General features: G+C 64.0%; 8 protein-coding genes. All 8 read left to right on the top strand.

The features are described 5' to 3' along the window. The first annotated feature begins 1,250 nt into the window (after window positions 1-1,250). The 8 genes from rimP to dnaG all read left to right on the top strand — a co-directional run bounded on the left by rimP (window position 1,251) and on the right by dnaG (window position 11,493). On the top strand, window positions 1,251-1,763 hold the full coding sequence (gene rimP, locus ACOYJL_RS01860) for a ribosome maturation factor RimP (protein ID WP_433568504.1): 513 nt from the start codon (window positions 1,251-1,253) through the stop codon (window positions 1,761-1,763). Window positions 1,764-1,783: 20 nt separating this feature from the next. After that, window positions 1,784-3,055, top strand: a complete 1,272-nt coding sequence (gene nusA, locus ACOYJL_RS01855; RefSeq protein WP_433568503.1) for a transcription termination factor NusA — start codon at window positions 1,784-1,786, stop codon at window positions 3,053-3,055. A 95-nt stretch (window positions 3,056-3,150) separates the two neighbouring features. Continuing rightward, complete coding sequence (infB, locus tag ACOYJL_RS01850) at window positions 3,151-5,850, top strand: translation initiation factor IF-2 (protein ID WP_433568502.1); 2,700 nt, start codon at window positions 3,151-3,153, stop codon at window positions 5,848-5,850. A gap of 12 nt (window positions 5,851-5,862) precedes the next feature. Further along, window positions 5,863-6,339, top strand: coding sequence for a 30S ribosome-binding factor RbfA (gene rbfA, locus ACOYJL_RS01845; RefSeq protein WP_433568501.1), 477 nt, complete (start codon window positions 5,863-5,865; stop codon window positions 6,337-6,339). Window positions 6,340-6,351: 12 nt separating this feature from the next. Beyond that, the gene (locus ACOYJL_RS01840) at window positions 6,352-7,392 is read left to right on the top strand and encodes a DHH family phosphoesterase (RefSeq protein ID WP_433568500.1); all 1,041 of its coding nucleotides are present in this window, start codon (window positions 6,352-6,354) and stop codon (window positions 7,390-7,392) included. Next, the gene (truB, locus tag ACOYJL_RS01835) at window positions 7,389-8,348 is read left to right on the top strand and encodes a tRNA pseudouridine(55) synthase TruB (protein ID WP_433568499.1); all 960 of its coding nucleotides are present in this window, start codon (window positions 7,389-7,391) and stop codon (window positions 8,346-8,348) included. The genes ACOYJL_RS01840 and truB overlap by 4 nt, the downstream gene beginning before the upstream one ends. Continuing rightward, window positions 8,345-9,430: a riboflavin biosynthesis protein RibF gene (gene ribF, locus ACOYJL_RS01830; RefSeq protein ID WP_433568498.1), complete on the top strand. Its 1,086-nt coding sequence runs from the start codon at window positions 8,345-8,347 to the stop codon at window positions 9,428-9,430. The genes truB and ribF overlap by 4 nt, the downstream gene beginning before the upstream one ends. Then, on the top strand, window positions 9,427-11,493 hold the full coding sequence (gene dnaG, locus ACOYJL_RS01825) for a DNA primase (protein WP_433568497.1): 2,067 nt from the start codon (window positions 9,427-9,429) through the stop codon (window positions 11,491-11,493). The genes ribF and dnaG overlap by 4 nt, the downstream gene beginning before the upstream one ends. Window positions 11,494-11,505 lie beyond the last annotated feature (12 nt).

Raw genomic sequence — 11,505 nt, 5'->3', positions numbered from 1 at the left:
ATCGTTTTTCTGGTACTTTGTATTTATGGCGGCCGGTCTTCGAGTTGTAGGGGGAGATTTACCGAAGACCGGTCGCCGCTTCTCTCTTTCCATGCGGTGGCGCTGGCGCCCTGCGCGAGCCCCTGCCAGCTTGCGCGACCTCTGATGTCGCAAAAGTCGCGCAACCTGGCAGTCCGGGCATCAGAAGTCGCACAACCTGGCAAAACCGGCATCAGAAGTCGCATAACTTGTCAGGGGCGAGCATCAGAAATCGCATAACTTGGCAGCACCCATCGTGCGGGCATCAGAGGTCGCATAACTTGGCAGCCGTGGGGCTGCCTCCCGTGGCTCTCCCATTGCCCTTCCATTGTGTGGGACCGTCGCAGAATCGACCCGTCCCGTCGTGCGGGGGTCTGCCACGTTCCCGCAGGTCGCGGATTGCGTCGTGCGGGGACTCGCGGTTCGTGCCGAAGCGCCACTCCGTCGTGTGGGTCGGTCGCGACAGACGCCTCTCCGTTGTGTGGGGCTACGGCGGGAATGCGCAGGTAGGAGAGCGCGTCGTGTGGGTCTGCCGGGCTTGGGCAGCGCGCGAGCCCCACACGATGGGAGCGGCCCTGCGCGCCTCCTACGGAGATCCGCACGATGGGAATCGACCCGCTGAGAAGCCGCAGGTAGACGAGCCGGGCGAGAAGTGCGCCCCACACATTGGCGTCATCATTTCTTTTGCAGCCCCACACGACGCGCCGGTGCCAGGTTGCGCGACTTTTGCAGCATCAGAAGTCGCGGAAGGTGGCAGGTCGGGCATCAGAGGTCGCACAACCTGGCAGGCTCGGGCATCAGAGGTCGCGCAACCTGGCAGCACCCATCGTGCGAGCATCAGAGGTCGCGCAACTTGGCAAAACGGGCATCAGAAGTCGCATTACTTGGCAGGGTCGGGCATCAGAACTCGCGCAACCTGGCAGCGGGCGCGCCGCAGCAGCCGTGTGGGCATCAGAAGTCGCGCAACCTGGCGGCCGTGGGTGCCGCGGACGAATGCGTGGAGCGTCAGAGCTCGCTCAAGATGGCGGCGGGAAGCCTCTCCCGTCGCGCGGGTCCGTGCCCACTTATGGAGCAAACTGGGATTTCTTGACAGTCGCAAATACCATGCCTAAACTATTCACGCAGTTGATTCGTTCCGTTTGGGAAGTGGGGTGGAGTTTCTCGCCCCGCTTCCTTTCTGTATGTGTCTGCGCCCTGCAACCGAAGGAGCAGACCCAAGGCCGAGGAGGGCGATGGATACCAAGGACGTTCGCACGACCGTGCTTGAGGCGCTTGAGTCAAGGGCGCCCGAACATGGCATCGACATCGTCGACGTCGAGGTTGTCGGGGCGCAGAAGTCTCCCTGCGTCCGCGTGCGCATAGATCATGCTGACGAGGGGGCGCCGACCATCTCGCTCGACGAGGTTGCGCAGGAGACCGGCTGGATCTCCGACGCGCTTGACGAGCTTGACCCCATCGAGGGCTCGTTTACGCTCGAGGTGTCCTCGCCGGGCATGGCGCGCCCGCTTCGTCGTCCCCATGACTTCGAGCGCTTCGCCGGCAACACCGTCGCTCTCTCCACAACCGCAACGGAGGGACGCCGTCGCTACACGGGCAAGCTTCTTGGCTATACCGAGCAGGACGGCATGGTCAACCTCGAGGTTGACGGCGAGCAGGTCAACATCCCGCTCGACCAGGTGCGCAGCTGCACCATCAAACCGAACTTCGACTCCTTGGGCAAGAAGGCGCCCAAGGGCGGGCGATAAGAAAGAAAGGGAAACTGGCTATGGCATCTGAGATGATGGAAGCTCTGATGGAGCTTTGCCAAGAGAAGCACATCGACGAGCTCTACCTGCTGGACCGCTTGGAGCAGTCCCTTGCGAAGAGCTACGCCGACGTCCTTCACCTGCCCTTTGGTGCACGCGTCACAATCGATCGCACCACGGGCAACGTCTACGTCTATGAGCTCGTTCCGAAGGAGGAGTCCTACGACCCCGAGACGGACGAGTACACGGAGTTCGACGAGGTCGACGTGACTCCCGCCGACACCTCCCGTATTGCGGCCCAGCACGCGAAGATGGAGATTCGCGACATCGTAAGAAATGCCGCTCGCGCGCAAATCTACGAGGAGTTCTCGCAGCGCATTGGCGACATCATCACGGGCACGGTTCTTCAGTCCACGCCCGACTTCACGATCATCAAGATTCGCGAGGGCGTCGAGGCGGAGCTTCCGCACTTTGACCTTCGCCGTCACCCCGAGGAGCGCAACGAGCGTCCGGCTGGCGAGCGCTATGCTCACAACCAGCGCCTGCGCGCCATCATCATCGACGTTCGCGACCCCAATACCGTGCAGCCTGCGGTTCGTGGCGAGCGCCAGCGCCCGCCCATCGTGGTCTCGCGCACCGATCCCAACCTGATTCGCAGGCTCTTCGAGCTCGAGGTCCCCGAGGTCTACGACGGCGTCGTCGAGATCCACTCCATCGCTCGTGACCCTGGCATTCGCTCGAAGGTCGCCGTCTCTTCCAACGACCCGCACCTTGACCCCGTGGGCGCCTGCGTTGGTCCTAAGGGCAGCCGCGTCCGCACGGTTGTGTCCGAGCTCCGCGGCGAGCGCGTGGACGTTGTGCCTTGGTCCGATGACCCTGCGCGCTGCGTTGCCAACGCCCTTTCGCCTGCTCGCGTCACTCGCGTAATCATCCAGCCGTCGGAGAACTCCGACGATCCTCACGATCGCGGTCATGCGACCGTCATCGTCCCTGACGACCAGCTGTCTTTGGCCATCGGCAAGGAGGGCCAGAACGCCCGCCTGGCCGCGCGCCTTACCGGCATGCACATCGACATCAAGAACGAGTCGCTGGCGGCGAGCATCATGTCCGAGCTGCCTACTGCTGCCGAGGAGGACGAGCCCGAGGCCGACGGCGAGCAGCATCGCTGCGAGTTCGTTGGCGAGAATGGCGTTCGCTGCCGCAATATGGCTCGCCCAGGCTCTCGCTACTGCGGCATTCATGAGAAGGTCATGAACGCCGAGATCACCGACGACCCCGACTCGCTCATATAGCTCTACCAGCCGGGACGGCGCAGTCGCCCCGGCGCACTCTGTTCTGCACCTAGCCCGGACGGCTCGGCCGCCCGTGAATATGGAAGGTTGGTCACATGGCCAAAACTCGCGTACATGACCTCGCCAAGGAATTCGGAATGACGAGCAAGGAGATGCTCGACTTCCTCGCCGGCATGAAGATCCCGGCGAAGTCGGCTACTTCCACGCTCGAGGACGCCTATGTGTCCATCGTCCGCAAGAAGCTCGAGCCCATCCTCCAGGCTCGCTCCGCAGAGATCAAGGCAGCCGAGGAGGCCGAGAAGAAGGCCGCCGAAGAGGAGGCTAAGGCCGCTGCCGAGCAGGCCGAGAAGGAGCGCATCGCTGCCGAGAAGCGCCGCGAGGCCGAGCGCGCCGAGGAGGAGCGCAAGCGCCGCGAGGCCGAGGCCGACCGCAAGCGCCGCGAGGAGGAGCGCAAGCGCCGCGATGAGGAGCGCAAGCGCCGCGAGGAAGAGCGCAAGCGCCGCGAGGCCGAAGAGGCAGAGCGCAACCGCGTGCACGACAACGCCCCCAAGTCGGTGCCATCCTTCACCTCGCTGCTTGACCAGATCGCGCAGCAGGAAGAGGTGCTCAAGCGTCAGTCCGAGGAGGCCGCCAAGAAGAAGGCGGAGAGCCAGGGCCGCCGCGAGCGCCAGCGCGAGGAGTCTCGCTCGCGCAACGCCGAGCGCCGCAGCGTTGCCTCTCACGTCAACGACCAGCCCATGCCTAACGTCGGTGGTCGTGACGGCGGCCGTGGCGACTCTCGCAACGAGGGCCGTGGCAACCGCAGGAACCGCAAGAACTCGAGGCGTGGCGAGGAAGGCGAGGATCGCTACAGCCGCATGGCCCGCGAGGCCGAGGCCTACAACCGTAGCCGCGTCCTGGACGAGGCCCGCGAGGCCGTCGAGGAGGCAACCCGCGAATCCACCGGACGCCGTCGCCGCCGCAAGGAGCGTCGCCAGAAGCAGGCCAAGGAGGCCGCGGAGGAAAAGCGCATCGAGGAGGCCATCGCAAACGACCAGGACCTCTCGCAGCTTGACACCGTCAAGGTGCCCCAGGGCTCCACGGTCGCCGAGCTGGCCGAGCTTCTGAACGTTCCCGCAAACGACATCATCAAGCGCCTCTTCCTTCTTGGCAACCCGCTTACGCTCACCGAGTCGATGTCAGACGACCTCATCGAGCTCGTTGCCGACGACCTCGGCCGCGACGTCAAGATCATGACCAAGGAGGAGGAGAACTCCTTCACCTTCTACGACGACCCAAAGGACCTCAAGCCCCGCCCGCCTGTGGTCACCGTCATGGGTCACGTCGACCACGGCAAGACGTCGCTTCTGGACGCCATCCGTCACACGGGCGTTGCCGAGGGCGAGGCCGGCGGCATCACGCAGGCTATCGGCGCCTCGCAGGTCACCATCAACGGCCGCAAGATCACCTTCATCGACACTCCTGGTCACGAGACCTTCACTGCCATGCGCGCTCGTGGCGCCAAGGTAACCGACATCGTCATTCTGATTGTCGCTGCAGACGACGGCGTCATGCCCCAGACCGTCGAGTCAATCAACCACGCAAAGGCAGCCAACGTGCCGATCATCGTGGCCGTTAACAAGATCGATAAGCCCGGCGCCGACCCCCAGCGCGTCCGCCAGGAGCTGACCGAGTACGGCATCATCCCCGAGGAGTGGGGCGGGCAGAACATGTTCGTCGACATATCCGCGAAGAAAAAGATCGGCATCGACGAGCTGCTCGAGACCGTCCTTCTCGAGGCCGACGTCCTCGAGCTCAAGGCCAACCCCGACACCTTTGCGTCGGGCAACGTCCTTGAGGCCAAGCTCGACCGCGGCCGCGGCTCGGTCGCGACGGTGCTCGTCACGCGCGGCACCCTGCACGTGGGCGACGCCATTGTCGCTGGCATGTCGTATGGCCGTGTCCGCGCGATGCTCGACCCGAAGGGCAACACCGTCGAGGCTGCCGGTCCGTCCGACCCTGTCGAGATCTTGGGCCTGCAGAGCGTTCCTATGGCAGGCGACGAGTTCCGCGTCTTCCAGGACGACCGTGACGCCCGAGAGCTGGCAGACCAGCGCGCGCTCAAGGCTCGCATCGAGGAGCAGAACAAGGTGAAGCACGTCACCCTCGAGAACCTCTTCGACACCATGGCAGACGCCGACGTCAAGGAGCTCAACCTCATCATCAAGGCCGACGTCCAGGGCTCCATCGAGGCTCTTCAGGACTCGCTCGACAAGATGGACCAGTCCGAGGTGCGCATCAACACGATTCACTCCGCGGTCGGCGCCATCACCGAGACCGACGTCACCTTGGCGGACGCCTCAAACGCCATCATCATCGGCTTCGGCGTGCGCCCGGATGCCAAGGCTCGCGCGGCGGCCGAGCGCGAAGGCGTCGAGATACGTACCTATAGCGTCATCTACAAGGCAATCGAGGATATCGACGCCGCTCGTATCGGCATGCTGAAGCCGACCGAGCAGGAGGTCCAGACTGGCATCGCCGAGGTCCGCGAGACCTTCAAGGTCCCCAAGGTGGGCATCGCAGCCGGCTGCATGGTCTCCGAGGGCGAGGTCTCCCGCGACGACCAGGTTCGCCTCGTGCGCGACGGCATCGTCGTCTACGAGGGCAAGATCGCCTCGCTCAGGCGCTTCAAGGACGACGTGAAGAGCGTAAAGGCGGGCTTTGAGTGCGGCATCGGCCTCGAGAACTTCCAGGACATCCACCCCGGCGACCAGATCGAGGCCTATCGCATCGAAGAGGTCGCTCGTACCGAGTAAAGCAGGGCCAGCATGAAGCAAAACCAGTATTCGCGCAGGAACAACGAGATCGCGCGCGAGAAGCTCGCGAACATCCTGCTGTTTGAGATCTCTGATCCCGACCTCATGCTCGTGACGGTGACGGGCGTTGAGGTGTCGGTCGACAAGTCGGTCATGCGCGCCTACGTGAGCTGCGACGCCTCCCGATACGAGGAAGTCTCCGCGGCCCTCGACCGCGCGCATGGGCGCATTCGCTCGCTTCTCGGCCATGCTCTCGGCTGGCGCGTGACCCCCGAGCTTATCTTCAAGATCGACACGACGACCGACGAGGCCGAGCGCATCTCTCGTGCGCTCGAGAACGTGCCGCCCACGCTCTCTGTCGAGAAGGACGAGGACGGCTATCCAATCGCCCCTGCGCAGGAGGCGCAGGGCGAGGACGACTCTGATACCGACGGAGACGCCGACGCTGGCATCGCAAGCAATGCCGGCGAGGACGGCGACTCCAAGTAGGGAACAGCATTGATGAAGGTTTCTGGATATCTGGAGCAGGCGGAGCACTTCAAGCAGGTGGCAACCATGATTGCTGACGCAAACACGATTGCCATCTGCGCGCATACCTCTCCTGACGGCGACGCAATCGGCTCCGGCCTTGCCTTGGCCGAGGTCATTCGCAACGTCTGGCCTGGCAAGCGGGTCACAAACCTCTTGGCCGACCCTGACCCCGTCCCGCGCATCTATCGCTTTCTTCCGGGAAGCGGCACGTTTGTGCATGTAGATGACTATGCCGTCGATCCCGACCTCTTCATCTGCGTCGACCTCTCCCAGGCCTCGCGCCTGGCGGACGCCAAGGCGGTCATGGATCGCTCAAAAAAGATCGCTGTCTTCGACCACCATCCCGGCTCCGACCAATACTGGGACGCGGGCGTCGTTCGTCCCGACGCGGCTGCCACGGGCGTCATCATCTCGGAGTTTTGCCTCAACGTTGCGCACGAGATGACGCCGACGATTGCCCAGAACCTTCTCTGCGCTCTCGTCACCGACACGGGCCGCTTCCAATTCCAGAACGCCGACGGCGAGGCATTCGAGACGGCGGCCATGCTCGTCGAGGCGGGCGCGTCTCCTTCTGACGTGTCGCTTCACGTCTACCAGTCAAACCGACTTGCCTATGTGCACCTGGCAGCCAAGGTCATGGCGCGCATCACCACCTATTCTGGCGGCAAGATCGCCTACAGCTATGCCACGGCCAAAGACATCGCGGACGCTGGGGTGACCCTTGACGAGCTGGACGGCCTCATCGATTTCGTGCGCTCCATCGACGGGGCAGAGATTGCCCTGTTCCTGAAGGAGGTCGACGGCGGAAAGGTTCGCGGAAACCTTCGCGCCAAGACCGACCACGACATCTCCGTCATTGCTCGCGAGCTTGGCGGGGGAGGCCACGCCGCGGCCGCGGGCTTCACGCTCGACGGGACAGTGGACGAGGTGTTTTCCCAGGTGCTGCCTAGGCTCGAGGCGCTCTATCCCGAAGCGACGGACGACAAGACTGCCGGGGGTGCAACTGCGTGAAGCGCGGCGAGTCGGGCATAGACGCCCTCCTCGGCATAGACAAGCCCTGCGGGATTACGAGCCATGACGTGGTGAACCACGTGCGCCGCGCGATGGGCGAGAAGCGCGTCGGCCATGCCGGCACGCTGGACCCTGCCGCCTCGGGCGTCATGGTCGTGGGCGTCGGCCAGGCGACGCGCCTGATGGGCCTCATGACGGCAGAGCGAAAGCTCTATCGCGCCGTCGTCGTCTTTGGCTGCGAGACTGACACCGATGACGGGGAAGGTGCCCCTACGGTTGCGTCTCCCATCCCCCAGCGTCTTGCCGACGAGTCGGTGGCGCGCGAGCTTCTCGCGTCTTTTGTGGGGGAGCAGGACCAGGTTCCTCCTGCGTACTCTGCCATTTCTGTCAACGGCCAGCGATCATATGCGCTTGCGCGCAAGGGCAAGGCTCCCGACCTCGCGGCACGGCGCATCACCGTCTATTCTGCAACGCTCGTGGAGTCTCGCTATGCCCCTGGCGCGCTCGCGTGGGTCTGCGACTTCGAAGTCTCCAAGGGCACCTACGTCAGGGCATTGGCTAGGGACCTCGGCCGTCGTGCAGGGAGCGCGGCGCACCTTGGCGAGCTCAGGCGCCTTCGCTCGGGCGCGATTGCCGTCGAGGACTGCCTGAAGCTCGACGCCATCGACAGCGCTGCCTCTCCAGACGAGCTCCTTGCCCATGCCCTTGACCCCGCGCGGTCCCTGGGTCTGCCGCTGAGGCAGCTCTCTCAGGAGGAGGTCTCGTGGGCCATGAACGGAAAGGCCCTCGAGGCCGGCGTGGTGTCAGGCATGGACGGCGAGAAGCGCGAGCCACGATCTGGCGAGCGCGTCTCGCTAGTTCGTGATGGCAGCCTCTTTGGCGTGTGGCACGAGGATCATGGTCGGCTTCGCTCCGACGTAAACTTCCCTCGCGGAATTGTGGGGGTGCGCTCATGACAAGCCGTCCGTTTGAGGCTGGGCCCACCTGGGCGCGGCCCTCTTGGCCGCTCTCGCGCGCCATGGCGTCTAAGGTCGTGGGCAGCTCTGTCTTCTCCGCCGCTTCGCTTCCAGCTCCCGAGCAGGCGGGGGAGGCTCTTGTCTACAAGCTTTCCGACTGCTCGCTTGGCCCCGGCGTCCCTGCCGTGTGCGCATTGGGGTCGTTCGACGGCCTTCACCTTGGCCATCGCGCGCTTCTCGACGCTGCGGCCCAAGACGCAAAGGGTCGTGGCGTTCCTCTCGTGGCTGTGACCTTTGACCCCGACCCTTCTGAGGTTCTCCTTGAGCATCCTCAGGAGAGGCTGCTTCCGACGAGGGAGCGCATCCGCTCGCTTGCGTCCTGTGGCGCTGATGCGCTGGTGGTGCATCGCTTCTCGCGCGAGTTTGCCGCAATCGCCTATGACCGCTATCTCTTGGACGTGCTCGGATCGCTTGTGCGTCCGGTTTCGCTTCACGTTGGCTCCAACTTCCGCTTTGGCGCGAAGGGGGCGGGAACTCCCGCCGCCATGGCCGCCTTGGGCAAGGAGCATGGCTTTGACGTCACAGGGCACGACCTCGTGACCTTTGGGGGACGTCCCGTCTCGTCCACGCGCACGCGCGCACTTCTGCGCAAGGGCGACGTTGCCGGCGCGGCCGAGCTCCTTGACCGAGCCCACTACGTCAGCGGTCGCGTCGAGCACGGCAGGGGAGAAGGCACCTCGTTTGGATTTCCAACGGCAAACGTGACGCTCGACCCGTGGGACTGCATTCCGGCCAACGCCGTCTATGCCGGCTACTTCGTCTTGGACGGCCGCGCCTGGCCCGCCGCAATCAACGTGGGGACACCTCCCAGCTTCAAGACGAAGGACCGAGCCATGCTCGAGGCAAACCTGATCGGCTTCTCTGGGGACATCTACGGCGCATCCGCGCGCGTGGTCTTTCTCGAGAAGCTTCGCCCTTCTCGCCGATTTGACTCGCTCGCGGAGCTTGAGCGCACTGTTCTCGGGAACATTGCGTGGGTAAGAGATAACTTGGGTGACGGCTCTGTGGAGGTGAGCGCATGATCAGTGACGAAGACAAGGAACGCGTGCGCCAAGCCACCGACATCGTTGCGCTTGTGGGCGAGACGGTCGAGCTCAAGCAGCGCGGCCGCGAGTTCTGGGGATGCTGCCCCTTCCACAAGGAGAAGACCCCGTCGTTCAAGGTTGACCCAGCTACCGGCCTTTGGCACTGCTTTGGCGCGTGCAGCGAGGGCGGCGACGTCTTCAAGTACGTGATGAAGCGCGAGAACCTCTCGTTTCCCGACTCGATTCGCTACCTGGCCGACCGCGCGGGCATCGACCTTCACGAGGACAGCCGCGCGCAAAGCGGCCCTAAGAAGAGCCGGCTTCTTCAGGAGCTCGAGTGCGCTGACAACTACTTCCACACCATGCTCATGCGCGGCCGCGGTTCCGAGCCAGACGCCGCTAGGCACTACCTTGCCGGGCGCGGCTTTGGCTCTGACGTCTGCCGCCGCTGGAATCTGGGCTTTGCCCCTGGTCGCGGAGCGCTTGTGGCGTATCTGCGCTCCCAGGGGTACTCGCCCAAAGAGATGATTGCGGCCAACCTGGCGGTCGAGAGGAACGGTCGGCTCTCCGACTGGTTCTACGATCGCGTGATGTTCCCCATCCATGATGAGCAGGGCCGTACGATTGCCTTTGGAGGGCGCATCATCAGGAAGGCCGAGAACGCCCCCAAGTACCTGAACACGCGCGACACCACGGTCTTCAACAAGGGTAAGCACCTCTTTGCCTACGACCGCGCGAAGTCCTCGATGGCGGCAACCGGCACGGCGATCGTCTGCGAGGGCTATACGGACGTCATCGCCATGCACGAGGCGGGATTCACCAATGCCGTCGCCGCGCTGGGCACGGCCTTCAGGATCGACCACATCCGCCTGATGGAGCGCCAGCGCGTGAGCCAGATCATTTGCATGTTTGACGGCGACGAGGCTGGTCAGCGCGCTGCCGAGCGAGCGGTGCAGTTCATTGACAAGACGCAGGCGTCCATGATGTGCGTCGTGCTCCCCGGCGGGCAAGACCCTATGGAGTTTCTCTCCTCGCACAGCCCAGAGGACATGCAGGAGGCGCTCAACAACGCCGACCCCCTGATGGACTTCGTCTTTGCCAAGAGGCTTGCGAGCTACGATCTTTCGTCTCCCGGAAAGCGCGTCCATGCGCTTGACGAGATGGCGCAGGTCTTGGCCCCGCTTAAGAACTCGGTGCTGCTCGACGGCTATGCGACGCAGCTTGCCGACGCGCTTGGCATGGACGTGGAGCAGACGAAGCGCACTATCCGCGAGAAGCCAATCAGGGACGATGACGAGCGGTCGTATGCCCGCAGCTCCTCCGTGCGTCATGCGAGCGGGCAGGGAGGCCATACGGGCCGTTCGCAAGGCTATGGCACGGGAGCTGGCTCGAGCTTGGCTGCCGGCGGCGTAACTGCTGGCGGCAATGGAGCGTACGATCAGGGAGGCTCGCCCAATGAGGGCTACAGTCCAACGCCCGATGACTACGTGCCGTTTGACGCGGAGGATGGGGGAGCGCCCGTCATCATTTCCGCGAGCTCCGCGCCCGAAGCGTCGATGGCAGAGGTCGCGTCCGGCCCCATCTCTTCAAGCGAGCGACGCGCGTTTGACGCCGAGCGCGAGCTTCTCTCGCTCCTCGCCGCCTCGCCCGACGCCGTCCGGCCCTTTGCCGACCGCCTCGCCGACGTGTCGTGGACCGACTCGCGCCACGAGACAATGGCGTGGGCAATGCTCTCGACTCCCGACGGAACCTCTCCTGCCGACGTCGTTGCCGCAGCTACTGCACTTGAGCCTGCGGCTCCTGAGGTGCTCTCGTCTGGGCGCGTGGTGTCCATCTCAAACGCTGAGATGTCAACGAAGAAGAAGGCGGAGTTTCTCGTCGATACCGTCGAGCTCTACTCGGTTCGCCGGCGCATCCGCGAGATTCGCTCAAAGATGTCCAACAGGGGCTTCTCGCCCTCTGAGGAAGGGTCGGAGGAGCTCTTCGAGGAGGCGACGAATCTTCAGAAACGTGCGAATCAACTTTCAAATAAGCTTTCTGGGGTTGAAAGTTCTGAGTAACGGGTAAACTTC

The sequence above is a fragment of the Tractidigestivibacter sp. genome (assembly GCF_050946515.1).
Lineage (GTDB): Bacteria > Actinomycetota > Coriobacteriia > Coriobacteriales > Atopobiaceae > Tractidigestivibacter.
The sequence above is the reverse complement of the archived record's forward strand: the minus strand, read 5'-3'. Positions and strand labels throughout refer to the sequence as shown.

Coding starts and splice junctions, on each gene's coding strand:
- ribF (WP_433568498.1), top strand. CDS start 8,345: ATGACAAGCCGTCCGTTTGAGGCTGGGCCCACCTGGGCGCGGCCCTCT.
- rimP (WP_433568504.1), top strand. CDS start 1,251: ATGGATACCAAGGACGTTCGCACGACCGTGCTTGAGGCGCTTGAGTCA.
- infB (WP_433568502.1), top strand. CDS start 3,151: ATGGCCAAAACTCGCGTACATGACCTCGCCAAGGAATTCGGAATGACG.
- rbfA (WP_433568501.1), top strand. CDS start 5,863: ATGAAGCAAAACCAGTATTCGCGCAGGAACAACGAGATCGCGCGCGAG.
- dnaG (WP_433568497.1), top strand. CDS start 9,427: ATGATCAGTGACGAAGACAAGGAACGCGTGCGCCAAGCCACCGACATC.
- ACOYJL_RS01840 (WP_433568500.1), top strand. CDS start 6,352: ATGAAGGTTTCTGGATATCTGGAGCAGGCGGAGCACTTCAAGCAGGTG.
- nusA (WP_433568503.1), top strand. CDS start 1,784: ATGGCATCTGAGATGATGGAAGCTCTGATGGAGCTTTGCCAAGAGAAG.